The sequence below is a fragment of the Amycolatopsis mongoliensis genome (assembly GCF_030285665.1).
In the GTDB taxonomy this organism is placed as follows: Bacteria; Actinomycetota; Actinomycetes; order Mycobacteriales; family Pseudonocardiaceae; genus Amycolatopsis; species Amycolatopsis mongoliensis.
In genome coordinates, this window is sequence record NZ_CP127295.1 from 1,071,264 (window position 1) to 1,094,936 (window position 23,673).

A 23,673-nucleotide genomic window follows, 5' to 3' on the forward strand; every position below is an offset into this window, starting at 1 on the left:
GCGTCCCACGCACCGAACGCCACATTGGGGCGCTGGAGGAGGTGAGCCGTGGGCGACAGCAGCGAGGTTCCGGCGCTGCGCCGCGGCCTGGCCGTACTGCGCCTGCTCGCGACGCGCCCCGGCCCGGTGACCGCGTCGGCGATCGCGCGCGAAGCGGGTCTCCCCCGGTCGACGACGTACCACCTGCTCAGCGAGCTCGAGGCGGCCGGGTTCGTCGTGCACCTGCCCGCGGAACGCCGGTACGGCCTGGGCATCGCGGCGTTCGAACTCGGCTCGGCCTACCTCCGCCACGACCCCCTCGAACGCCTGGCCGGGCCGTTGCTGCGCAAGCTCGTCGACCGCGCCGGCCACACCGCGCACCTGGGCGTGCTGCACGGCAACGAGTCGCTGTACCTGATCAAGGAGCGCCCGGCCCGGCCGGAGACGCTGGTGACGGAGGTCGGTGTCCGGCTGCCGGCCCAGCTGACGGCGTCCGGCCGGGCGATCCTGCGGCACCTGCCGGCGCCGCACGTGAGGGCGTTGTTCCCGTCGGCGTCGGCGTTCGTGCTCCGCACCGGACGCGGTCCGCGCACCCTCGCCGAGCTGCGCCGGACATTGACGGCGGAGCGCCGGCTCGGCTGGTCGGTCGAGGACGGCCACGTGACCGAAGGGTTCGCGTCGGTGGCAGCTCCGGTCTTCGACCACGGCGCCCGCCCGATGGCCGCGATCAGCGTGACCCTGCGCCACCACTGCGCGGCGGAGCCGTGCGCGGAGACGTGGCCGGAGCTGGCGGCCGAGGTGGCGAAGACGGCGGCTGAGCTGACCAGCCGGATCGGCGGCCACCCGGGCTGACGCGCTGGTGCGATCGGGGCAACTGTCACCGAACGGCTCGATTCCACTCCGCTGGGTTATTACCGTGACTGCAGAGCGGTATCGAGGGACACCGGCGAGTGGGGGCGCAAGGGGAAGGCGCCGGCTGATGGGCGACGCACGGGTGACGAGGGTGGGGTTCGGCGCGGTCCTGGCCGTCGCCGAGTTCCGGGCGATGTGGGCCGCCGAACTGCTGTCCGTCTGCGGTGACCAGCTCGCGCGCGTCGCGCTCGCGGTCCTCGTCTACCAGCGCACTTCGTCGGCGGCCCTGACCGGCCTGACCTACGCCCTGACCTACGTGCCCTCGCTGGTCGGCGGGATCCTCCTGGCCGGCGCGGGCGACCGGTGGCCGCGGCGGGACGTGATGGTCGTGGCCGACCTGGCCCGCGCCGCGCTGGTCGGCGTCATCGCGGTCCCCGGCGTCCCGCTGTGGGTGCTGTGCGTGCTGGTCGCGGTGATGACGGCGCTGGGCGGGCCGTTCAAGGCCGCGCAGCAGGCGCTGCTGCCCTCGGTGCTCGAAGGCGAGCGCTACCTGGTCGGGATGGCCCTGCGGAACGTGACGATCCAGGGCGCGCAGCTGGCCGGGTTCGCCGGCGGCGGGCTGCTGATCGCCGCGCTCGCGCCGTCCGCGGCCCTGGCGCTGGACGCGGTGACGTTCGTGTTCTCGGCGGTGTTCCTGGTCGCGGGCGTGCGGCGACGGGCGGCGGTCGCGCAGGCGGTCCGGCCGGCCTGGCTCTCGACGACCTCCGCGGGGATCCGGCTGATCTGGCGCGATCCGGTGTTGCGGACGTTGGTGGCGCTGAACTGGCTGGCCGGGTTCTACGTCGTGCCGGAGGCGCTGGCCGCGCCGTACGCGGCCGGGATCGGCGCGGGCGCGGCGCTGGTGGGGCTGCTGATGGCGGCGGACCCGGCGGGCAGCGTGCTCGGCGGCGTCGTGTTCGGCAAGTGGATCCCGGAACACGCGCAGATCCGCGTGCTCGGGTGGCTGGGGATCGCGGCCGGGCTACCGCTGGTCGTGTTCGTCTTCCGACCGGGGCTGGTGCTGTCGGTGGTGCTGCTGGCGGCGTCCGGGCTGCTGGCCACGGGCTACAACATCCAGGGCACGGTGTCGTTCATGCGGCGGGTGCCGGACGAGCACCGCGCGCAGTGCGCCGGGGTGAACTCGGCGGGGCTGATCACCGTGCAGGGGGTCGGGGCGGCCGCGGCGGGCGCGCTGGCCGACGTGCTGGGCCCGGCGCACACCATCGCCGCGGCCGGGGCGGCGGGTGCCGCGGTGGCCGTGCCGATCGCGAGGGCGTGGCGCCGGGTCGGGCTGGAGGAACCATGACCTCAGTTGTCGCGTCCGCACATGGCGCGCCTCCCTTCGGCTCCTCGGGCCGTACCGGCTCCGTCACCGGCCGGACACCATGAGTATGCAGACCGGTGCCGGGGCCCCGCGCGGTGTACCACGCTTTCGTGACGTCCTCGTGGCTCCGCGGCGCTGGGCGCTGTGGCGGCAAGGTCCGCGGGTGGTCGTCTACTGCCTGCTGAGCGAAGTGGTGGCGGTGGTTCTGACGCTGCGTCCGTTCCCGGTGGCGGTGGACCGCCGGACGGTGCTGATCCTCGCGGTGCTGCTGGTCCTCGGCGTGGTCCAGTCGGAGACGGGCCGCCGGGTCGAGCGCATCCGCCGCCGGGTGTCGGGGACGCCGCACATCAACATGACGTCGGTGTGGACGTTCGCCGGCGTCCTGCTGCTGCCGCCGTTGCTGCTGGCGGTGCTGGTCGGCGGCCTGTACGCGCACCTGGCGGTCCGCAGCTGGTACCGGCTGCAGCGGGTGCCGGTGTCGAGGACGGTCAGCAACGCGGCCATCATCCTGCTCTCGTGCTACGCGGCCCAGGCGGTGCTGCGGGTTTCGGGTGCCGAAGACGTCCGTTCGGCTTTTTCCCGCGGCTGGGCCGGCACGTTCGCGATCGCGGCCGCGGGGGCGACGTTCTTCGTGGTGAACGCGCTGCTGGTGCTCCCGGCGCGCCGCGAGGTCGGCCGGACGCCGGAGGCGTTGTTCGGCACGTGGTCGGACAACGGCCTGGAGGTGGCGACGCTCTGCCTGGGCGCGCTGAACGCCGTGGCCCTGGCGGTCCTGCCGGGCCTGGTGGTGCTGGTGCTCCCGCCGCTCCTGCTGTTGCACCGGACGGTGCTGGTGCGGCAGCTGGAGGTGGCGGCCCACCGCGACGAGAAGACGGGGTTGTACAACACGAGCGGCTGGCACGCGCTGGCGGAGCGAACCCTGGCGGCGGCCACGCGCCAGCACTCGACGTTCGGCTTGCTGATGCTGGATCTGGACCACTTCAAGCAGGTGAACGACACCTACGGCCACCTGGCGGGCGACGCGGTGCTGCGAGCGGTGGCGGAGGCGATCATCTCGGCGGTCCGCGGCCGCGGCGACGCGGTGGGCCGGTTCGGCGGCGAAGAGTTCGTGGTGCTGTTGCCGGGCATCGCCCACCCGGACATCGGAGCGGTGGCAGAACGCATCCGCCGGGCCGTCGCGGCCCTGAAGGTCCCCGTGGGCCAGCTGTCGATCACGGGCCTGTCGACCTCGATCGGCATGGCGGTCTACCCGGGGGCCGGAACATCCCTACAGCGCCTGCTCGACGCAGCGGATACCGCGCTGTACCACGCAAAGGCAACCGGCCGGAACAAGGTGGTCCACGTGGCGGACCTGGTGTGATCAGGCGATCTTGTGCCGCCGCCCGGCATCGAGCCCGAGCATCGCAAGCAACTCGGCACACTCCCGAACATCGGAGGAGTGCCCGGCCACGGTGATGACGGCCCGATCGTTCTGTTCGGCGAGCCGCACGGCCTCCTCGGCCCGGATAACGCCCATCCGGCTGTCTTCATCATTGGCGGTCGAGCTGCCATTGGAACGGGCCCAGGTCATCTGGCCACCTACTTCCGACTCCGCGGGTGCGGAGCCATGGTCGGGTGTCCAGCATGACACTCACAAGAATTTCACCCACAAGTGGCCCCCATCACGAGCCCCGAACACGCGGCGTGGAGGGCAGAGCCAGAAGGCCCGCCCAAGTGGGCGAGGCACAGCAGAACCAGCTAGACACCCAGCTGACCACCAGCAATCCCCAACCCGGCCGCCGCCCGCCAAGCCCGAAGCCCACCCCAGAGCGCGCGCGCAAGACGCGCAGCCAAGACGGGGGCAAGGGGCGAAGCCCCAAAGAGCGGGGTCCAGGGGCGAAGCCCCGGAGAGAGAGGCGAAGCCGCAAACAAGGCGGGGTCCCGGGGCGAAGCCCCCGGGGAGGGGGTCCAGGGGGCGAAGCCCGCCTGGCGGGGGTCTGGGGGTTCGACCCCCAGAAGACATGGACGAAACCGAAGAGAAGGCCGAAGCCCCGAAGGGGCGACGGCCTTCTCGAAGGTGGAGGTGCCGGGAATTGAACCCGGGTCCTCTGGCGTATCAACAGGGCTTCTCCGTGCGCAGTCCGCTACGTCTCTACTTGGCCCCCTCAGTCACGCGAACAAGCTGAGGTGACGAGCCCAGCCACTGTTTGCTTCACGACAGTTCCCCGTGGCCGGGACTGCCGCTGAGCCTCCTAGCTGATGCCGGTACCCGGGCCGGAGGCGAACCCGGGCCGACAGAGACGCACTCGCTCAGGCGGCGAGGGCGTACTCGCGCTGACTGGAGTCGGCGCTTATTTGGTTGCGATGACGCTTAACGGTGGTCTCTCGCCTGCACCGGCACGCTTCTCCTGGATCAACGTCCAAAGTCGAAACCGTTCACCCCCTTGGTGGGAACATAACCTGTACATCATAACGCGTACCGCCACCTCTTTAGTCCCGGTGGGTAGGGCCAGCCCTACCGGGAGGATGCCCGCGCGCACCATGTCGGCGGGGTGCCGGGGCGACGATCCTTGAGTCCATCGTGGGATGAAGGGAGCCCGGTCATGGGTAGCGAGAGGCGGGATCCGCCGTTCGGTGGGTCGGTGGTGTTCCTGCTGATGAACCTGCCGCTGGGGGTCTTGGCGTTCGCGTTGCTGACGGCGTTCGGGGCGGCCGGGCTGGGGACCGCGATCGTGTGGGTGGGGGTGGGTTTGCTCGCGCTTCTGGTGCTGGCGGTGCGGGGGGCTGCTCGTTTGGAGCGGGCGCGGGTCTACGCGTTGCTGGACCGGTACATCGACCTTCCCTATCTGCCGCTGCCGGCCGAGGGGCAGAAGAACAGGTGGAAGGGGCGGTTGAAGGACCCGTCGACGTGGCGGGACCTCACCTACTTCTTCTTGTTGTTCCCGCTCGGGATCGTCGAGTTCGTGCTGGTGACGACGTTCTGGTCGACGAGCTTGGCGCTGGCGGGCCTGCCGGTCTACTTCCGGTGGCTGCCGGAGGGCGCGTACTACTTCCCGTCGTACGACCTGCGGTGGCTGACCGTGGATTCGACGGTGGAGGCGCTACCGTGGGCAGCGCTGGGGGTGTTGTTCATCGCGTTGTCGGTGGCGCTGACCAAGGCGCTGGCGGGGATGCACGCCCGGCTGGCGACCGCGCTGCTGGGGACGACCGTGGCCCAGCGCCGTCGGATGGAGCGCTGGTGGGAAGACGCGGAAGAAAAGAACCTGGTGGCGGGATGACCGAGGCGCAGCAGCTGGAGCACCCGCGGCCGAATCCGGCTCGCACGATCGTGTACATGCTGGTCAGCTTCTTCTTCCGGATCCTGCAGTTCGTCCTGATCGTGACGGGGATCGCGGTGGGGGTCGGCACGGCGGTGGTGTGGGTCGGGTTCCCGATCCTGCTGGCGACGACGAGCTTCGTCCGCTGGTCGGCGGACCGCGAGCGGGCGTGGATGGGCGCGATGCTGCGGGTGCCGCTGCCGCCGGTGGAGCGGCGCTCGCTGGACGACTTGCCGCTGCTGCGGCGCTGGATGGTGCGGCTGAGCGATCCGACGACGTGGCGTGACCTGGCGTACTTGATGGTGGCGTTCCCGCTGGCGTGCGCGGAGCTCGGGATCGCGCTGGCGTCGATCGTGTTGCTGCCGATGGCGGTCTGGGTGACGCCGTGGCTGGGCTGGCTGCACGGCGAGCTGGGTATCGCGCTGCTGGGGCCGAACCGCACGACGCGGCTGGAGCAGAAGGCCGAGCACCTGCAGGCTTCGCGGGCGCGGGGTGTGGACGCGGCCGAAGCGGAGCGGCGCCGCATCGAGCGTGATCTGCACGATGGCGCGCAGCAGCGGCTGGTCGCGGTCGCGATGAGCCTGGGGCGGGCGAAGTCGAAGTTCGACCAGGACCCGGACATGGTGCGGGAGCTGATCGACGAGGCGCACTCGGACGCGAAGCTCGCCGTGTCGGAGCTGCGGGACCTGGCGCGCGGCATCTACCCGGCCGTCCTCGGCGACCGCGGGCTGGACGCGGCGTTGTCGGCGCAGGCGGCCAAGTCGCCGATCCCGGTGGACGTGACGGTGACCGTGGACCCGCGGCCGCCGGCCGCGGTGGAGACGACGGCTTACTTCATCGTCGGCGAGACGCTGACGAACATCGCGAAGCACTCCGGAGCGACCGAAGCCGGCGTGAAGGTGTGGCGGACCGACGACCACGTGGTCGTCGAGATCACCGACAACGGCCACGGCGGCGCCGAGGTGCGCCCCGGCGGCGGGCTGGCCGGGCTGGCCGACCGCGCCGCGACGATCGACGGTGTGATCACCGTGGTGAGCCCGGTGGGCGGGCCGACCGTAATCCGGGCTGACCTCCCCTGCCAGTGGTGAATAGGCTGGACCCCGTTCATCCACGAGCTTGGGGGCCGGATGCGGGTAGTCATCGCCGAAGACGCCGTGCTGTTGCGGGCCGGGGTGACCCGCCTGCTCGCCGACGAGGGCATCGAGACGGCCGCGGCCGTCGACAACGGGGACGACCTGCTCGGCGCGGTCAAGGAACATCGCCCTGACCTGGCGATCGTCGACGTCCGGATGCCCCCGACGTTCACCGACGAGGGGCTGCGCGCGGCCCTGGCGGCCCGCAAGGAGATCCCGGGGCTGCCGGTGCTGGTGCTCTCGCAGTACGTCGAGGAGTCGTACGCGGTGGAGCTGCTGTCCGGCGGCGCCGGCGGGGTCGGCTACCTGCTGAAGGAGCGGGTGGCGGACGTCGCGGACTTCCTGGACGCGGTCCGCCGGGTGGCGAACGGCGGCACGGCGATCGACCCGGACGTGATCGCCCAGCTGATGGCCCGCGGCCGCCGCAATCCCCTCGACGCGCTGACGGCGCGGGAGTCGGAGGTGCTGGGGTTGATGGCCCAGGGCCTGTCGAACACGGCGATCGCGAACTCACTGGTCGTTTCGCACGGCGCGGTGGAGAAGCACATCGGCAACATCTTCTCGAAGCTCGGCCTGGAAGCGAGCGCGGAGGAACACCGCCGGGTCCGGGCGGTGTTGACCTACCTGGGCCGCTGAGCCCGCCACCGTTCCACGGCGACCTGGACGGCCTGTTCGTCTTCACGCGCGTGCGCGCCGGAAGCCCCGGCGGCGCCGAGGACGACGTCTCCGTCCGTGACGAGGACGCCGCCGGCGTAGGGGACGTAGTCGCCGTGGAAGAGGTGCTGGATGCCGTCGACGATCGGTCCCGGCAGCTCGAGCCCGCCCGAGGGCCGCAAGGTGAGCAGCGCGGTCCGGGCCTTGGCCACGGCGATCCGGCTGGTCATGGGCATCCCGCCGTCGGCGCGGCGCAACGTGATCACCTCGCCGGCGACGTCGAGCACCGCCACGGCCAGCGGCGAGAACCCGCGCTCGGCGCCGACCGCCAGCGCGGCCTCGACCAGCTCGTCGGCATCGGCCAGGGTGAGACCCGGAAGGCGGGGAGACTCGATCATGAAAGCGAGCTTACCGAGGCCGAGCGGACAGACGGTGACCAAAAGTCCCGTAAAGTGGACATAGGGTCACCCGTTCCGCGGGCGGCACCCCCCACACCGCTCACTTACCATGAGCGGACCCACCGGAGAGGAGTGCGCAGATGCCGGACGAAACCCGCTGCGTCCGCTTCTTCGGCGGCCCGCTCGACGGCCGCGTCCAGGAGCTCGGGGACGCCGAGCCCGTGCCCGGCACCGTCATCCGGCACATCCACCTGCACGGCGGCCCGAAGATCGAGACCCGCTACGAGCTGGGCCTCACCGAGCACGGCTGGGAATACCGGGTCACCGCGACGCAGCACGAACCCGAGCCCGACGGCACGAGGTAGGGAGAACCCCCGCATCCACCGGGGGTGAACAGGACCCCGAAGACGCCGGTCAGCACCGCTGTTCCCGCAGGTCGAAGCGGCCAGGCTGGGACGCATGCAGACAAGCCGGGACCGCTTCCTCGACGTCGTCCGGGCGGGGGCCATCCTCGCCGTGATCGCCCAGCACTGGGTCATGCCGGTGCTGTCCTACTCCGACGGTCACCTCGCCACGGGCAACGCGCTCGCGACGCCGGGGTGGTGGGCGATTACCTGGGGGTCGCAGGTCATGCCCCTGGTGTTCTTCGCCGGCGGTGCGGCCAACCTGATCTCGTTCCGCCGGGCGGAGTCCCCGCGGACGTGGCTCGCGGCGCGCCTGAAGCGGCTGATGCTGCCGGTCCTTCCGCTGCTGGCCGTCTGGCTCGTCATGCCGGACTTCCTCCGCGGCCTCGGCATCCCGCCCCAGCCGGTGCAGGTGGCCGGCGCCATCGCCGCGCAGCTGCTGTGGTTCCTCGCGGTCTACGTCCTGGTCGTGCTCCTCACGCCGCCGATGGTCGCCGCGCACCGCCGCTGGGGGCTGAAGGTTCCGCTGGTCATGGGGGTCGCCGGCGTCCTCGTCGACGTCGCCCGCTTCAACGACCTCGGGTACATCGGGTACGCCAACGCGATCTTCGTCTGGGTCGCCGTCCACCAGCTCGGTTTCCACTACGTCGAAGGCCGCCTCGGCTCGCTCACCCGCCGCGCCGCGCTCGGCCTGTCGGCCGCCGGGTTCGGCGTCACCGCGCTGATGGTCGCGTTCGGCCCGTACCCGGCCAGCATGATCGGCATGCCGGGCGCGCCGGTGTCGAACATGAGCCCGCCGACCGTGCTGCTCGCCTTCCTCGCCGTCGGCCAGATCGGCCTGCTGCTCGCCTTCCGCCCGCAGCTCAACGCGCTCGCCGAACGCCCCGGCGCCGGGCACGCGCTCGACTGGCTCGGCGCGCGGTTCATGAGCGTCTACCTCTGGCACATGCCGGCGCTGGTCGTCGTCGCGGGCGTGACGGTCTACGGCCTCGACTACGAGACGCCGGCGCCGGGCACGCTGTTCTGGCTCGTCATGGCGCCCGCGTGGTTCGCGGTGTGCGGGCTGGTGCTGCTGGGCCTGCTGCGGCTGTTCGCGCACTTCGAGCTGCAGCGCGACACCGCCGAGGTCACCGCGAAGGTGCCGCAGCTGGTCGTCGCCGGGCTGATGATCTCCGGGGGCCTGCTCGGCCTGGCCGCGCACGGGTTCGCGCCGCTGTCGGACGGTATCGCGCACGGCCCGGTGCCGTGGGTGGTCCTCGCGACGGCCGGGTTCCTCCTGGCGGGCAAGCAGGTTCCGGTGATCGAACTGCTGGGCCGCGCGGTCGCCGTGAGCGAACGGGCCACCGTCAGGCGGTGAGCAGCCGCAGCGGGGTGTCGTGCAGGACGGCCCGCAGGAACGGCTCCCCCAGGCGATCGTCGGCCGCCCAGCCGGCGATCGCCTGCAGCTGCGTCGCGTAGGAGTACGGGATGTTCGGGAAGTCCGTGCCGAGCACGACGCGGTCGGCGACGTCCGCCAGCCGCGCCGTCCAGTCCGGCGGCAGCGGCGACATCCGCTCGGCGAACGGCACCCCGACCATCGTGGTGTCCAGGTGCACGCGCGGGTACTTCGCCAGCAGGTCGAACGCCGTCCCGAACTCGGGCATCGCCGCGTGCGCGAGCACCGCCGTCAGCTTCGGGTGCCGCGCCAGGACCTCTTCGAAGACCGACAACCCGGTGAAGTCGCCCCGCAACGGACCGTGTCCACAGTGGACGACGACGGGGACACCCGCGTCGGCCAGCGCGCCCCACACCGGCTCGAGCAGCTCGTCACGCGGGTCGTACGCGCCCACCTGCACGTGCGCCTTGAACACCCGGGCGCCGGCGCGCAGCGCACCGTCCACAGCGGACCCGGCGCCGGGCTCGGGGTAGAACGTGCCGGTCGGCACCGCGTCCGAAACTTTCGAGGCGAACTCGAGCGCCCACTCGGTCAGCCACTGCGCCATGCCCGGCTTGTGCGGGTAGACGAGCGGGGCGAAGCGCCGGACACCCAGCGAACGCAGGGTCTCCAGCCGCTCCTGCTCGGACGTCCGGTAGTGCACCGGCCACTCGGTGCCGTAGTGCGTCGAGGCCCGGTCGAAGTACGCCCAGACCTTGTCCATCACCGGTTTCGGCAGGAAGTGGACGTGCAGGTCGACCAGGCCCGGCAGGCCCAGCGACGCCGTCCACCGAGCCACGTCGGCATCGGAAGCCGGGCCCGCCGTCACTCCGTGAACCGGCCCTTCAGCGCGCGGCCCATGGCCTTCCTGATGTCCCGCTCCGCGTCGCGCTTGGCGAGCGTCTGGCGCTTGTCGTAGGCCTTCTTGCCCTGGGCCAGGGCGATCTCGACCTTGACCTTGCCGTCCTTGAAGTACATCGACAGCGGGACCAAGGAGAGCCCGCTCTCCTTGGTCTTGCCGATGAGCTTCTCGATCTCGCGCCGGTGCAGCAGCAGCTTCCGGGTCCGCCGCGGCGTGTGGTTCGTCCACGTGCCCTGCGTGTACTCCGGGATGTGCACGTTGCGCAGCCACACTTCGCCGTCGTCGACCGTCGCGAACGCGTCCGCCAGGGACGCCTTGCCCTCGCGCAGGCTCTTCACCTCGGTGCCGACGAGCACGAGACCGCACTCGTAGGTGTCGAGGATGGAGTAATCGTGCCGCGCCTTGCGGTTCGACACGATCACCTTCTGGCCACGTTCCTTGGGCATACGACCACTCTACGTGATTCTCGAAACGACGAGCAGCTGGTTAAACCTAGTGCCGGACGTACAGCCGCAGCGTGACGTACCCGGTGATGGCGGAGATCACCACGGACACCGCCAGCAGGATCGGCGCCACTGGGAACAGCAGCTCCAGTATGGTGATCTTCGGGAAGACGTCCCCGGTGAACACCGAGTCGAGGAACCCGGCCTTGGTGATGATCAGCATGATGATCCCGAGGACCGCACCGACCACGCCGGCGACCACCGCCTCCAGGAGGAACGGCAGCTGCGTGTACCAGCGGGTCGCGCCGACCAGCCGCATGATGCCGACCTCGGTGCGGCGGGTGAACGCCGACACCTGGATCGTGTTGGCGATCAGCAGCAGCGCCGCGATGGCCATGATGAGCGCGGCGCCGAAGGCCATGTTGCGGACACCGTTGAAGGCGTTGAAGACGCGGTCGAGGAACTTCTTCTGGTCGTCGACCTTCCGCACGCCCGGCTTGGTGCCGTACTCCTGCACGATCGATTCGCTGCGGTCCGGGTCCTTCAGCTTCACGTGCAGCGACGCGGGCAGCGACTCCGGCCCGGTCAGCTGGATGAGCTCCGGCTGGCTCTCGAAGATCTTCTTGAACCGGTCGAAGGCCTGGTCGCGGTTCTCGAACACGACCGACTCGACGCCGTCGTTGCTCTGCAAGGACGAGCGCAGCGACTGGCACAGCGACTGCGTGCAGTTCTTGTCGGTCGCGCTGATGTCGTCGGTGAGGTAGACCGAAACCTCGACGTCGGCGAGGAAATTGGACTTCATCTTGTCGATCGTGCGCACGGCCAGGAGGCCGCCGCCGAGCATGGCGAGCGACACGGCCGTGGTCAGCATCATCGCGATGGTCATCGTGATGTTGCGGCGCAGGCCGGTGATTACCTCGCTGAAGACGAAACTGGCGCGCATGTCGGGGTCTGGTCCTTGGGGTCGGGGGCTGGGCGGGGTGGGGCGGTCAGCGACCGATGCCGTAGACGCCGCGGGCGTCGTCGCGGATCACCCGGCCGAGCTGCAGCTCGACGACGCGGCGCCGCATGGAGTCCACGATGGAGTGATCGTGGGTCGCCATCAGGACGGTGGTGCCGGTGCGGTTGATCCGCTCCAGCAGCAGCATGATGTCCTGGCTGGTGTCGGGGTCCAGGTTCCCGGTCGGTTCGTCGGCGAGCAGCACCAGCGGGCGGTTCACGAACGCGCGCGCGATCGCGACGCGCTGCTGCTCACCACCGGAGAGCTCGTTGGGCAGCCGGTCCGCCTTGCCGTCGAGGCCGACGAGCTCCAGCACCTCGGGCACGACCTTCTTGATGGTCGGGGCGGGCTTGCCGATGACCTCGAGGGCGAACGCGACGTTCTCCGCGACGGTCTTGTTGGCCAGCAGGCGGAAGTCCTGGAACACGCAGCCGATGGTCTGCCGCAGGCGGGGGACGCGGCGGCGGGCCAGCTTGACGACGTCGAAGTTCGACACCATCACGCGGCCCTTGCTCGGCGTCTCTTCGCGCAGCAGGAGCCGGAGGAAGGTCGACTTCCCCGATCCCGAGGGACCGATGAGGAAGACGAACTCACCCTTTTCGATGTTGACGGACACCCGCTCGAGCGCGGGCCGCGTCGAGGTCTTGTAGACCTTGGAAACCTCTTCGAGCCGGATCACGATTCGGCATACTACCCACCGGTCTCGTGAAGCCCCGGTTGCCCGGTCCACCCGAGTGGAGCAAGGGGCGTTTGCGCACGGTGAGCGGTCGAGCGGACACCCCTTGCGCCGATCAGCCGGTGGCCGACTGCTTCCGCCAGCGGATGCCGGCGTCGAGGAAGCCGTCGATGTCGCCGTCGAGCACCGCGGTCGGGTTGCCGACCTCGAACTCGGTCCGCAGGTCCTTGACCATCTGGTACGGGTGCAGCACGTAGGAGCGCATCTGGTTGCCCCAGCTCGAGCCGCCGTCCTTGAGCGCGTCCATCTCTTTGCGCTCTTCCTCCTTCTTGCGCTGCAGCAGCCGCGACTGGAGGACCTTCATCGCGGCCGCCTTGTTCTGCAGCTGCGACTTCTCGTTCTGGCAGGAGACGACGATGTTCGTCGGGATGTGCGTGATGCGCACCGCGGAGTCGGTCGTGTTGACGCTCTGGCCACCGGGACCCGACGAGCGGTAGACGTCGACCCGGATGTCCTTTTCCGGGATGTCGACGTGGTCGACCTCTTCGACCTCGGGCAGCACCTCGACGTGCGCGAACGACGTCTGCCGGCGGCTCTGGTTGTCGAACGGCGAGATCCGGACGAGCCGGTGGGTGCCCTGCTCGACCGAGAGGGTGCCGTAGACGTAGGGGGCGCTCACCGTGAACGTCGCCGACTTGATGCCCGCCTCTTCGGCGTAGGAGATGTCGTAGACGTCGGTCGGGTAGCCGTGGCGCTCCGCCCAGCGCAGGTACATGCGCAGCAGCATCTCGGCGAAGTCGGCCGCGTCGACGCCACCGGCCTCGGAGCGGATGGTGACGACGGCGTTGCGGTCGTCGTACTCGCCGGAGAGCAGGGTGCGGACCTCGAGGCCGTCGATGGCCTTGCCGAGGTCGGCCAGCTCGCTCTCGGCCTCGCTCATGCTGCCGGAGTCGCCCTCGGCCTCGGCGAGCTCGTACAGCACGCCGAGGTCGTCGAGCCGCTGGCGCAGCTCACTGACCCGGCGCAGCTCGCCCTGCCGGTGGGACAGCTGGCTCGTGACCTTCTGAGCCGCCTCCGGGTCGTCCCAGAGGGTCGGGCTCGAAGCCTGCTGTTCCAGGTCGGCCACCTGGGCACGCAGCGCATCCAGGTCCATCACCGACTCGATCTGCGTCAGCTTGCCGGTCAGGTCCTTCAGTGCCGCGTCGAACTCATCACTCACGTTTGTCAAGGTTACGGCAAAACCCACGACCGGTTGCGAGGACCGGTCGTGGGCTCGCGAACCTCAGGCCGCGGGGATGGCGTCGAGCAGCTTCAGCGCGGCCTTGGCCTGGGCCTGGGCGAACTCGCCGACGGCCTTCTCGTACGGCCCCTCGGCCGCCTTGGTGGCCGCCTTCGCGTCGTCGAGCTGCTGGCTGTAGCTCGTCCGGGCCGAGTCGAGCAGCACCTGGCGCTGCTTCGCGGTCAGCGACGCCGCGTGCACGAGCCGCAGGATGAGCGGGCTGCGCAGGTGGTCGGGACCGGCCTCGGACGTCAGCCAGGCCTTGAAGGCCTTCTTGCCGGCGGCGGTGATCAGGTACTGCTGGCTGGAGCGCGGGCCCTGCTTGCCGAGCCGGACGAGACCTTCTTTGGACAGCGCCGGGAGCTCCCGGTACACCTGGCTGCGGGTGACGCTGAAGAAGGCGCCGAATCGCTCACCCGCTCCCGCGACGAGCTGCCCGCCGGTGGCGGGACCGTCGTGGAGCAGACCGAGCAGGGCGGCGGCTGTTGCATTCAATTCGGACACGTCCCCTAGATTCCCACTTATCGGCCGCTGTGTCCACAGTGGTCAGCAGATCTGTCCATTGTGGCTAGTGAGATCCCCTCGTTCGGCCCAATGCGACCAGGTCCACTGTGGACCCCGGACACGCTGTGCAACCACCTGGGGTGGCACTTTGGTCCAACCAGCCGCATGCGAGCCGCCCCGACGCCGCCAGGCAGGTGAGTTCGGCGGACGGCCCTCCCCGGCTTGGCGGACTCCGGACACGCACCGCAACCACCCGGAAACAGCGTTCACATCGTGGGATCCGCAGCGATTCGACAGTTTCGCGGAAAAGTCGGCAGCGAAACTCGTGCGAACATGACAAAAGAGGCACGTTCCCGAATTTCCGAGAACGTGCCTCTTCGTGGTAGCGGGGACAGGATTTGAACCTGCGACCTCTGGGTTATGAGCCCAGCGAGCTACCGAGCTGCTCCACCCCGCGCCGTTGTGGTACTTGAATAGATTACACGGGGTGGCAACGCGGTTTACACCGGGGTCCCCCAACCGGCTGACCAGGCATTACGCCGATTCCAGCCACTGACGTGCTCCACTGAGGACCATCGAGAGCCCGTCCTCGAACCGCGAGCCGACGTCGGCGAGGAGGTCGCCCGCGTCCGCGCCGCGGTAGCGCTCGTCCAACTGGCCGGGCATCGGGTAGACGGCCTGCTCTTCGATGGTGAAGCCGACGACGTAGCTGTACACGGTGAACAGTGCCTGGGCCGCCCGGCGCTCGTCCAGCCCGGCCTCGATGCTCCGTCGCAGCGGGCTCGGCCCGACCAGGCCGGTGTCCCCGAGGTAGGTGCCGGCGAAGACCTTCCCGCCGTCGCGGTAGGACAGCATCATCCGCCGCAGCGCCCGCGCGCCGTGCGCGACGGCCTCCCACTCCCCCAGCGAGTCCGGCGGACGGCGATCCACGGCCGAATCGGCGTACATCTGCGTCGCCATCTCGTCGAGCAGCTCCTGCTTGTTCTTCATGTGCCAGTACAGCGCCGGCGCCTTGACGCCGAGGTCGGCGGCGATCAGTCGCAGTGTCAGCCCGTTGAGGCCGACCTCGTTGAGCAGCTTCAGCCCCGAGCGCGCGATGTTCTGCCTGGTCAGGGCCATTCTTTCGACTCTCCTCGCGGTACCGGCTTGACAGTTTAACGATGTTAAGGGCACCCTCGGGTCAGGTCAATTTAACGTTGTTAAGGAGCTGGGGATGAACGAGCTGACCGCCGAGGTCGTCGTCGCGGGGGCGGGGCCGACCGGGCTGATGCTGGCGAACGAGCTGGCGCTGGCCGGGGTGGGCGTCGTGGTTCTGGAGCGCCTGCCCGTCCGGACCGGGTTGTCGAAGGCCCTGAACCTGCAGCCGCGCACGGCGGAGGTCCTGGATCTGCGCGGCCTGCTGGGCCGGGCGGAGCAGCGGTCGTTCGCGACTGTCGCGGACGGACACTTCGCGGTGATCCCGGTGCGCTACACCGGCTGGGACACGCGGCACCCCTACCAGGTGGGCATCCCGCAGGCACAGGTCGAGGCGGCGCTGGAGGAGCGGCTGGCCGAGCAGAACGTGAAGGTGCTCCGCGGCCACGAGCTGACCGGCTTCGAGCAGGACGCCGGCGGCGTGACGGTCACGGCGGGTGACCTGCGGGTGCGGGCGGCGTACCTGGTGGGGTGCGACGGTGGCCGCAGCGCGGTGCGCAAGGCGCTGAACCTGCCGTTCGAGGGGATCGAAGGGCGCGGTCACGGCGTCTCGGCGGACGTCCTGTTCCGGACGACGCCGCCGGGTGCGCCGACGGAGTGGCGGTCGATGGGGAACATGGTGACGTCGCCGAGCCCGGGCAAGTTCGTCGGCCTGATCCCGCTCGGTGAGCCGAACCTGTACCGCCTCAGCTACGGCGACCGGTTGAACCGCCCGGAGGACCTCCGGGCGGAGGTGCCGGAGGAGGAGGTCCGCGCCGCGGTTCGCGAACGCTTCGGCGCGGAAGCGGAGGTCGAAGAGATCCGCTGGGTGTCGCGGTTCTCGGACGACAGCCGTCTGGCGGCGAAGTACCGGGTGGGCCGGGTGCTGCTGGCGGGCGACGCGGCGCACGTCCACTTCCCCGCCGGCGGTCAGGGGCTGAACCTGGGTGTCCAGGACGCGATGAACCTGGGCTGGAAACTGGCGGCGGAGCTGGGCGGCCGGGCCCCGGCCGGTCTCCTGGACACGTACGAAGCGGAGCGTCGCGCGGTGGCGGACCGGGTGCTGCAGAACGTGGCGGCCCAGAACGCCCTGATTCCCCTGACCCCGGACCAGCTGGCCCTGCGCGGCCTGTTCCGCGACCTGATGGCGATCCCGGAGGTCCAGCACAAGCTGTCGGGAATGGTCTCAGGCCTGGACATCCGCTACGCACCGAAGGAAGAAGCCCACCCGGCAGCAGGCGCCCGCCTCCCGGACTTCAAGCTCCCGAACGGCTTCGTAAGCGACTGGTTCCACAGTGGAAAGTTCGTCCTGCTGACGAAAACCCCGGCACCGACACCCCATCCGGAGGTAGTCGTAGCCGAGGTACCAGAACTCCCCTGGCCCGACCTAACAAAGATCCTCGTCCGCCCAGACGGCTACGTAGCAACAACAGGCGGCTCAACAGAAGCCTGGCTAACGACCTGAGGTAACCACACACCCGGGGGGTCCAGGGGCGGCGAAGCCCCCCTGGCGGGGGTCTGGGGGTCCGACCCCCAGGGGAATGCGAAGGAGGCGCGGTTCGCGCTTTCCGCGAACACACGCCTCCGACCTCTGTAGCGGGGACAGGATTTGAACCTGCGACCTCTGGGTTATGAGCCCAGCGAGCTACCGAGCTGCTCCACCCCGCGTCGTGACACCTACCTTACGCCCTGGTTTCAGAGGGGCGCAAAGCAGGTGCCCGTTAGGTAACTGAGGTCACCCTCCCGGCTGGCTGCTGGGCGGCGGAGTACTGGTCCCGGGCGCCGCTGTCTTGGCCGCCTCGTACTCCTTGGCCGCGGCATCCAGCGCGGCCAGAGCCGCACCCTGGTCCGCGAAGTTGCCCGACTGCTGAGCGGCCCGCAGCTTGGCGAGGGCGGACTGGATGTCCGTCACCGCCTTGTCCAGCGCCGCGTTGCCACCGCTGGTGTTGGGTGGCGTCGTGGTCGGGGTGGTCGTCGGAGTCGTCGGTGGCGTGGGCGTGGTGGGCTGGCCCGCCTGGGGTGGCGTGGTCGTCGCTTCGCCCGTGCCGGCACCGAAGATCTGGTCCAGCGCTTCCTGGAGCGTCGCGCCGTAGCCGACCTTCGGCCCGTACGAGACGAGCACCCGCGCCAGCTGTGGATACGAGTTCTGGTTGCGCTGCCGGATGTACACGGGCTCGACGTAGAGGAAGCCCTGGGCGACCGGCAGGGTGATCAGGTTGCCGTAGATCGGGATGACGTTGGGGTTGTTGAACAACGTCCGGTCCTGCGCCACCCGTGGATCGCTCTGGAACCGGTTCTGGACCTGGACCGGACCGTCGACCTGCGTGGCCCCGGTGGCCGCGCTGGGTAGCTGGAGGACGCGGATCTTCCCGTAGTCGGTCGCATCGGAGGAGACCGACATCCAGGACGCGAGGTACTGCCGCTGCAGACCGGTGAGCGAACTGGTCAGCTGGAACGTCGGTTTGCTCTGGCCCGGGGTGTCGGCGAGGACGTAGTAGCCGGGCTGGTTGGCGGCGCCGGCCGCGGCCGGGTTGGCGCCGCCTTCGGCCGTCGGGTCCTGCGGGACGCTCCAGAAGGCCTGCTGCGAGTAGAACTCCTGCGGGTTGCTGACGTGGTAGCGCGACAGCAGCTCACGCTGGATCTTGAAGAGGTCCTCGGGGTAGCGGAAGTGGGCCCGCAGGTCCGGGGAGATCTCGGAGCTCGGCTTCACGAGCCCGGGGAAGACCTTCTCCCACGCGTTGAGGACCGGTTCCTTGTCGTCGATCGAGTACAGCGTCACGGTGCCGTTGAAGGCGTCGACAGTCGCCTTGACCGAGTTGCGGATGTAGTTGATCGAGCTGTTGGCCTGGCGGGCGACGCCGTTGAGCGAGTCGTTGGTGGCCGCGCCGAGCTGCGTCTGCTGCGAGTACGGGAAGTTGTTGATCGTGGTGTAGCCGTCGATGATCCACTGGATCTTGCCGTCGACGACCGCGGGGTACGGGTCGCCGTCGAGGGTCAGCCACGGCGCGACCTTGCTGACGCGCTCGCGCGGGTCGCGGTTGTACATGATCTTCGAGTTGTCGCCGATGGCGTCGGAGAACAGGATGTTGCGTTCGCCGTACTCGGCCGCGAAGGCGAGGCGGTTGAACCAGTTGTCGACCGAGACACCGCCGGTGCCCTTGTAGGTGTAGCGGTCGGTGGCGGTGTCGTACTCGCCGGGCGCGTTGCCGGTGGTGCCGCCGACGATGGCGTAGTCGGAGTCCGCGGCGGACAGTTCGCCGTAGTAGATCCGGGGTTCCTTGACCTCGATGCCGGGCTGGCCGGCGCCCGGCGAACCGGCGCCGGCGGGGTTCTGCGTGTCGCTGGTGGTGGCGATCGGGTAACCGCCGTCGGAGTTGGCGTCCTTGACCGCGCGGTCGATCGTGTTGGCCGGGGCGGCGACGAAGCCGTTGCCGTGGGTGTAGACGAGGTGCTTGTTGATCCAGCTCGTCTGGTTGCCGGTCAGGCCCTCGGTCTTGATCTCCTTGGCGGCGACGATGTAGTCCTGCGTCACACCGCCGACGGTGTAGCGGTCGATGTCGAGCTTCGCCGGGAAGCCGTAGAAGTTCTCGCGCCCGACGCGCTGGGTGAAGGTGTCGGAGAGGATGTTCGGGTCGAGCAGCCGGATGTTCGACATCGTCCCGGCGTCGGCCTTGAGCTGGTCCGGCGTGGCCGTCGTACTCCCCGTGTAGGGCTGGTACTGGACGTCGGTGAGGCCGAAGGCCCGGCGGGTGGCGTCCATGTTGCGCTGGATGGACGCCGCTTCCTTCTCGTTGGCGTTGGGCTTCACCGAGAACTGGTCGAGGATCGCGGGCCACGCGACGCCGACCAGGATGCTCGACAGGATCAGCAGCACGAGGGCGATCGCCGGCAGCTGCAGGTTGCGCAGGAAGGCACCGGCGAAGAACGCGATCGCGCAGATCACCGAGATGCACAGCAGGATCAGCTTCGCGGGCAGGACCGCGTTCAGGTCGGTGTAGGTGGCACCGACGAACAGCGGCATGTTCCGGTCGGACAGCAGCAGGTTGTACCGGTCGAAGAAGTACTCGGCGGCCTTCAGCAGCACGAAGATCCCGACGGTGATGGCGAGCTGCGCGCGGGTCGGGCCGGCGAGCTGGCCGCCCTTGCCGGCCAGCCGGATGCCGCCGAAGACGTAGTGCGAGATGAGCGCACCGAAGAAGGAGACGACGACGGTGATGAACAGCCAGCCGAGCAGCCAGTTGAAGAACGGCAGGTCGAAGGCGTAGAAGCCGACGTCGTTGCCGAACTCGGGATCGGTCTGGCCGAACGAGGTGCCGTTGAGGAACAGCTGCACGACCTGCCAGTCGCCCTGGGCGGACAGGCCGGCGATGAGGCCGGTGAGCACCGGGATGCCGATGCCGAAGAGGCGGATGCGGGCGACGATCGCGGACCGGTAGCGGGCCAGCGGGTCGTCGGCGCCGGAGATCGGCACGAACACCGGGCGGGTGCGGTAGGCGATCATCAGGCTGATCGCGAGCGCGCCGCCGACGAGCAACCCGACCGCGAAGAACAGGATGATCCGGGTGACCACCTGGGTGGTGAACACCGAGCGCGCACCGACTTCGCCGAACCACAGCCAGTCGACGTACGTGTCGAGCAAGCGGGCTCCCAGCAGGAGCGCCAGCACGATCACCGCGGCGATGATGAGGAGGATCCGGCTCCGCCGGGACAGCTTCGGCAGGCTCACCGGGGGCCGAGTCGCCACGGCGCACGCTCCTGTCTTCGTCAGCACTTGAGCAGGGGCGCACGCGCCCCCTGATTCCCTAACTCTACGGATGCCGGGTGAAGTTCCCGGACCCGCCCGAATCGGACTCGCGGCTTGGTCGCGCGGACCGGCCCGGAGATCCTCGTCCGGCCGTCGCCCGCCACCTGGCTCCGGCGCGGACCCGCGGCCGGCGTCCGGGGCGTGGCGGGCTGACCAGGACAGGGCTCTGACACGATGTGCGCATGGAACCGCAGCAGGCCGGAGTGGCCGCTCTCGCCCGCGAGATCGAGGAGTTCATGGCCGCGGGCGGCTGGGACCAGCCGCCGCAGCTGTTCGCGCTGGTGCCGACGGCGGCGCTGCTGGACGAGCAGCCGGAGCTGGCCGGCCAGCTGGACCGGGCGAACCCGCTGACGCCGGTGGCGCAGGAAGCGCTGCCCGAGGGCGACCTCGCCGAGGCGCTGGCCCGGATCGCGTGGCCCGACCTGGTGATCGGGTGCGCGCTGGCCCAGGAGATCATCGTGCTGCCGCCGGGCTCGGAGTCGGAGCTGCCGGACGTCGCGGAGGCCGACGCGGAGAGCCTGCGCCGCGCCGCCGCCGACCACCCGCAGCGGACGGAGGCCCGCCTGGTGGCCGCGGTCCTGCGCGAGGGCGACGGCGCGTGCGTCATGCGGCTGCGCGGGATCGGGACGGTCGAGGGCACCGACGAGTCGGTCGACGAGATCGTCGAAAGCCCCGACCTCGCCCCGAACCTCCTCGAGGCCCTCAAGGCGACGCTCCTCCCCTAGCAGGACGCCGTCGGGCGGCCCGCCTTCAGGTTGGCCAGCTGGGCGAGCGCGTCGTCCAGTGTGGACACCTTGATGAGGTTGAGGCCGCCGGGCGCGGTGGTCTTGGCTTCGGCGCAGTTGTGCTCGGGCACCAGGAAGTCGGTGGCGCCGGCCTCGCGCGCGCCGACGACCTTGAACGAGATCCCGCCGATCGGGTCGACCTCGCCGGTCTCGGTGATCTCGCCGGTGCCGGCGATGTGCCGCCCGCCCGCGAGGTCGCCGGGCTGCAGCCGGTCGATGATCGCGAGGGTGAACATCAGGCCGGCCGACGGGCCGCCGACGTCCTGCAGCGAGATGGTGACGTTGAAGGGCGCGTCGGCGCGGTCGACCGCGGTGAGGCCGATGAAGCCCTCCTTGCGGTCGGGGCGCGAAGCGAGCGTGAGCGGCACGGTGCGCTCCGGCTGGCCGTCCGACTGGAAGGTGATCTGGACGGTCTGGCCGGGCAGGGTGCCGGCCAGCGCGGCCCGGACGTCCGCGGCTTCGACGATCTTCTTGCCGTTCACCGTGATCAGCTTGTCGCCGGGGGCGAGCACGTGGTCGGCCGGGCTGCCGGAGACGATCTGCTTCGCCAGCACCTTGATCGGGTAGCCGAGCTTGCGCAGGGCGGCGACCTGGGCGTTCGTCTGCGAGTCCTGCAGCTGCTGGATGTTCTCCTGCTTGACTTGTTCGTTCGTCTCGCCCGGCTTGAAGTACTCCTCGCGCGGCGCGAGCGCGTAGCGGCCGCTGGCCCAGAAACCGAGGCCCTGGAAGAGCGTGACGCCGTCGTGCAGGGAGACGGTCGTCATCCGCAGCTCGCCGGTCGTCTGGAAGGTCTGGTGACCGGCGACCTGGATGACCGGGTTGCCCGCGGCGTCGCGACCCAGCGTGTCGTAGGTCGGGCCGGGGCTGATCGCCACGAACGGCACCGGCACGACCAGGCCGAGCACGACGAAGATCAGGAACAGCGAGCCGCTGACCACGAGCGTCCAGCCGCGGCGGGTCATCCGCCGGGCCTCCCCGGTGGCCTCGGCGCCGGGGTCCGGGCTGCTCTTCGCGGGCACGGTCTGCTCGGAGGACTTGGTCACGACCGACAGCGTACGGTGACCGTGTTCGCTTCTCGGTGAAGGCCACGCACATGACGCGCTGGAGCCTTCCCGACCCGCGTACGGTGGACGCATGAGCAAACCCCCGTTCGGCTTCGGACCTTCCGATCCCGACAAACGAGGTGAGAACGACCCCTCGGAGGGCGGGCAGCAGTCCGGCGCCGAGGCTTTCAACCAGCTCGGGCAGATGCTGAGCCAGCTGGGCCAGATGCTCAGCCAGGCCGGTACTTCCAGCGGGCCGGTGAACTACGATCTCGCCAAGCAGATCGCCCTGCAGACCCTGGGCAGCGCCGGCAACACCGGCGAAAGCCGCCTGGGCTTCTCCGGCGGAGACGACTCGAACGCCGCCGTCCGCGACGCCGCCCACCTCGCCGAGCTGTGGCTGGACGCGGCCACCCAGTTCCCGGCCGGTGCGACGTCGACGGTCGCCTGGTCACCGCGGACCTGGGTCGAGAAGACGCTGCCGACGTGGCAGCGACTGTGCGACCCGGTGGCCCGCCAGGTGTCGGGCGCGTGGATGGAGGCGCTGCCCGCGGAGGCCAAGGAGGCTGCCGGCCCGCTGCTGCAGATGATGGGGCAGATGGGCGGGATGGCCTTCGGGTCCCAGCTCGGCCAGGCGCTCGCGCAGCTGGCGTCGGAGATGCTGACGGCGTCCGAGATCGGCCTGCCCCTGGCCCCGGCCGGGACGTCGGCGCTGCTGCCGGCGAACATCGAGAAGTTCGCCGAGGGCCTGGAGCTGCCGAACAGCGAGATCCTGGTGTTCCTGGCCGCGCGCGAGGCGGCGCACCAGCGGCTGTTCACGCACGTGCCGTGGCTGCGCCAGCGCCTGCTGGCGACGGTCGAGGAGTTCGCGCACGGCATCTCGGTGGACACGTCGGCCCTCGAGTCGCTGGCCGGCCGGATCGACCCGGCCAACCCGGCGAGCATCGAGGAAGCGATGTCGTCCGGGCTGCTGGAGCCCCAGACGACGGAGGAGCAGAAGGGCGCGCTGAGGCGCCTGGAGACGCTGCTCGCCCTGGTGGAGGGCTGGGTGGACGTGGTGGTGGCCGAAGCGGTCGGCGACCGGTTGCCGGGAGCGGACGCGCTGCGCGAGACGCTGCGCCGCCGCCGCGCGACGGGCGGCCCGGCGGAGCAGACGTTCGCCACGCTGGTCGGCCTGGAGCTGCGCCCCCGCCGCATGAGGGACGCGTCGAACCTGTGGAAGCTGGTGGGCGACCGCCACGGTCTCGAGAAGCGCGACGGCCTGTGGTCCCACCCGGACCTGATGCCGACGGCGGAGGACCTGGACGAGCCGATCGACTTCGCGGACCGCGTCGGCGAGGCGGGGTCACTGGACGACCTGGACCCGATCGCCGAGCTGGAGCGCACGGAGCAGTCGGAGCGTTCGGAGCGCGAGAAGTCGGAGAAGGCGGAGCAGCCGGGCGAAGACCCCGAGGGCGGCGACACCAAGAACTGAGCGGCAACCCCGGAGCCGGGCGTCTCGCACGAGCGAGGCGCCCGCTTCCATGTCCGCACCCGCCCCGGCCACCGCCGAGCCGCCCACCCAGGCCCGCAGCGACCCTCAGTCACGCGCCCGAGCCCTCCAAGCACGCG

22 protein-coding genes, 2 tRNA genes and 1 other RNA gene are annotated in these 23,673 nt (G+C 70.2%); 11 read left to right on the forward strand and 14 right to left on the reverse strand.

Translation table 11 applies throughout. The features are described 5' to 3' along the window. Positions 1-48 precede the first annotated feature (48 nt). The 3 genes from QRX60_RS04930 (at position 49) to QRX60_RS04940 (ending at position 3,554) form a co-directional block, all read left to right on the forward strand. Positions 49-831: an IclR family transcriptional regulator gene (locus tag QRX60_RS04930; RefSeq protein ID WP_285999616.1), complete on the forward strand. Its 783-nt coding sequence runs from the start codon at positions 49-51 to the stop codon at positions 829-831. 127 nt (positions 832-958) lie between these two features. After that, entirely contained in the window at positions 959-2,176 is a 1,218-nt protein-coding gene (locus QRX60_RS04935) for an MFS transporter (protein ID WP_285999617.1), read from the forward strand. A gap of 139 nt (positions 2,177-2,315) precedes the next feature. After that, the gene (locus QRX60_RS04940) at positions 2,316-3,554 is read left to right on the forward strand and encodes a GGDEF domain-containing protein (RefSeq protein ID WP_408630205.1); all 1,239 of its coding nucleotides are present in this window, start codon (positions 2,316-2,318) and stop codon (positions 3,552-3,554) included. On the opposite strand, the gene QRX60_RS04945 is transcribed toward QRX60_RS04940, so the two are convergent. After that, complete coding sequence (locus tag QRX60_RS04945; RefSeq protein WP_284749433.1) at positions 3,555-3,764, reverse strand: hypothetical protein; 210 nt, start codon at positions 3,762-3,764, stop codon at positions 3,555-3,557. A gap of 484 nt (positions 3,765-4,248) precedes the next feature. Then, positions 4,249-4,617: a transfer-messenger RNA gene (ssrA, locus tag QRX60_RS04950) on the reverse strand. 159 nt (positions 4,618-4,776) lie between these two features. Between ssrA and QRX60_RS04955 the strand changes: the two genes are divergently transcribed. The 3 genes from QRX60_RS04955 to QRX60_RS04965 are packed head-to-tail and all read left to right on the forward strand — an operon-like array spanning position 4,777 to position 7,259. Then, a complete protein-coding gene (locus QRX60_RS04955; protein ID WP_285999619.1) occupies positions 4,777-5,451 on the forward strand; it encodes a sensor domain-containing protein in 675 nt (224 codons plus the stop codon). After that, complete coding sequence (locus QRX60_RS04960; RefSeq protein WP_285999620.1) at positions 5,448-6,578, forward strand: sensor histidine kinase; 1,131 nt, start codon at positions 5,448-5,450, stop codon at positions 6,576-6,578. Before QRX60_RS04955 ends, QRX60_RS04960 begins: the two co-directional genes overlap by 4 nt. Before the next feature lie 39 nt (positions 6,579-6,617). Beyond that, on the forward strand, positions 6,618-7,259 hold the full coding sequence (locus QRX60_RS04965; protein WP_086864789.1) for a response regulator transcription factor: 642 nt from the start codon (positions 6,618-6,620) through the stop codon (positions 7,257-7,259). Here QRX60_RS04965 and QRX60_RS04970 read toward each other — a convergent pair. Next, the gene (locus QRX60_RS04970) at positions 7,244-7,675 is read right to left on the reverse strand and encodes a GlcG/HbpS family heme-binding protein (protein ID WP_285999621.1); all 432 of its coding nucleotides are present in this window, start codon (positions 7,673-7,675) and stop codon (positions 7,244-7,246) included. The two genes, QRX60_RS04965 and QRX60_RS04970, sit on opposite strands and share 16 nt — an antisense overlap. A gap of 140 nt (positions 7,676-7,815) precedes the next feature. On the opposite strand from QRX60_RS04970, the gene QRX60_RS04975 reads away from it, so the two are divergent. Beyond that, the gene (locus QRX60_RS04975) at positions 7,816-8,040 is read left to right on the forward strand and encodes a hypothetical protein (RefSeq protein WP_285999622.1); all 225 of its coding nucleotides are present in this window, start codon (positions 7,816-7,818) and stop codon (positions 8,038-8,040) included. Positions 8,041-8,134: 94 nt separating this feature from the next. Beyond that, complete coding sequence (locus tag QRX60_RS04980) at positions 8,135-9,436, forward strand: acyltransferase family protein (RefSeq protein ID WP_285999623.1); 1,302 nt, start codon at positions 8,135-8,137, stop codon at positions 9,434-9,436. Here QRX60_RS04980 and QRX60_RS04985 read toward each other — a convergent pair. From QRX60_RS04985 to QRX60_RS05020, 8 genes are all read right to left on the reverse strand, one after another. After that, positions 9,426-10,322 carry an amidohydrolase family protein gene (locus tag QRX60_RS04985; protein ID WP_285999624.1) on the reverse strand — a complete coding sequence of 299 codons (897 nt, stop codon included), beginning with the start codon at positions 10,320-10,322 and terminating at the stop codon, positions 9,426-9,428. The two genes, QRX60_RS04980 and QRX60_RS04985, sit on opposite strands and share 11 nt — an antisense overlap. Beyond that, a complete protein-coding gene (smpB, locus tag QRX60_RS04990; protein WP_086849338.1) occupies positions 10,319-10,801 on the reverse strand; it encodes an SsrA-binding protein SmpB in 483 nt (160 codons plus the stop codon). Before smpB ends, QRX60_RS04985 begins: the two co-directional genes overlap by 4 nt. A gap of 46 nt (positions 10,802-10,847) precedes the next feature. Continuing rightward, positions 10,848-11,741 carry a permease-like cell division protein FtsX gene (gene ftsX, locus QRX60_RS04995; RefSeq protein ID WP_285999625.1) on the reverse strand — a complete coding sequence of 298 codons (894 nt, stop codon included), beginning with the start codon at positions 11,739-11,741 and terminating at the stop codon, positions 10,848-10,850. A 46-nt stretch (positions 11,742-11,787) separates the two neighbouring features. Further along, complete coding sequence (ftsE, locus tag QRX60_RS05000; protein ID WP_285999626.1) at positions 11,788-12,477, reverse strand: cell division ATP-binding protein FtsE; 690 nt, start codon at positions 12,475-12,477, stop codon at positions 11,788-11,790. A 112-nt stretch (positions 12,478-12,589) separates the two neighbouring features. Then, positions 12,590-13,693, reverse strand: coding sequence for a peptide chain release factor 2 (gene prfB / locus QRX60_RS05005; RefSeq protein ID WP_285999627.1), 1,104 nt, complete (start codon positions 13,691-13,693; stop codon positions 12,590-12,592). A 63-nt stretch (positions 13,694-13,756) separates the two neighbouring features. Beyond that, entirely contained in the window at positions 13,757-14,257 is a 501-nt protein-coding gene (locus tag QRX60_RS05010) for a PadR family transcriptional regulator (RefSeq protein WP_285999628.1), read from the reverse strand. 380 nt (positions 14,258-14,637) lie between these two features. Next, positions 14,638-14,714: transfer RNA gene (locus QRX60_RS05015), tRNA-Met, on the reverse strand. Between the two features lie 77 nt (positions 14,715-14,791). Then, a complete protein-coding gene (locus QRX60_RS05020) occupies positions 14,792-15,376 on the reverse strand; it encodes a TetR/AcrR family transcriptional regulator C-terminal domain-containing protein (protein ID WP_285999629.1) in 585 nt (194 codons plus the stop codon). Between the two features lie 94 nt (positions 15,377-15,470). Between QRX60_RS05020 and QRX60_RS05025 the strand changes: the two genes are divergently transcribed. Continuing rightward, entirely contained in the window at positions 15,471-16,895 is a 1,425-nt protein-coding gene (locus QRX60_RS05025; protein ID WP_285999630.1) for an FAD-dependent monooxygenase, read from the forward strand. Positions 16,896-17,024: 129 nt separating this feature from the next. Here the strand turns inward: QRX60_RS05025 and QRX60_RS05030 are convergent. Both QRX60_RS05030 and QRX60_RS05035 read right to left on the reverse strand, forming a co-directional pair. Then, a tRNA-Met gene (locus tag QRX60_RS05030) sits at positions 17,025-17,098 on the reverse strand. 67 nt (positions 17,099-17,165) lie between these two features. Beyond that, the gene (locus QRX60_RS05035) at positions 17,166-20,174 is read right to left on the reverse strand and encodes a UPF0182 family protein (protein WP_285999631.1); all 3,009 of its coding nucleotides are present in this window, start codon (positions 20,172-20,174) and stop codon (positions 17,166-17,168) included. A 242-nt stretch (positions 20,175-20,416) separates the two neighbouring features. Between QRX60_RS05035 and QRX60_RS05040 the strand changes: the two genes are divergently transcribed. Then, positions 20,417-20,959: a PPA1309 family protein gene (locus QRX60_RS05040; RefSeq protein WP_285999632.1), complete on the forward strand. Its 543-nt coding sequence runs from the start codon at positions 20,417-20,419 to the stop codon at positions 20,957-20,959. Here QRX60_RS05040 and QRX60_RS05045 read toward each other — a convergent pair. Then, the gene (locus QRX60_RS05045; RefSeq protein WP_332845824.1) at positions 20,956-22,062 is read right to left on the reverse strand and encodes a YlbL family protein; all 1,107 of its coding nucleotides are present in this window, start codon (positions 22,060-22,062) and stop codon (positions 20,956-20,958) included. The two genes, QRX60_RS05040 and QRX60_RS05045, sit on opposite strands and share 4 nt — an antisense overlap. 91 nt (positions 22,063-22,153) lie before the next feature. Here QRX60_RS05045 and QRX60_RS05050 point away from each other — a divergent pair, with 91 nt between their 5' ends. After that, entirely contained in the window at positions 22,154-23,536 is a 1,383-nt protein-coding gene (locus QRX60_RS05050) for a zinc-dependent metalloprotease (protein ID WP_285999633.1), read from the forward strand. Positions 23,537-23,673 lie beyond the last annotated feature (137 nt).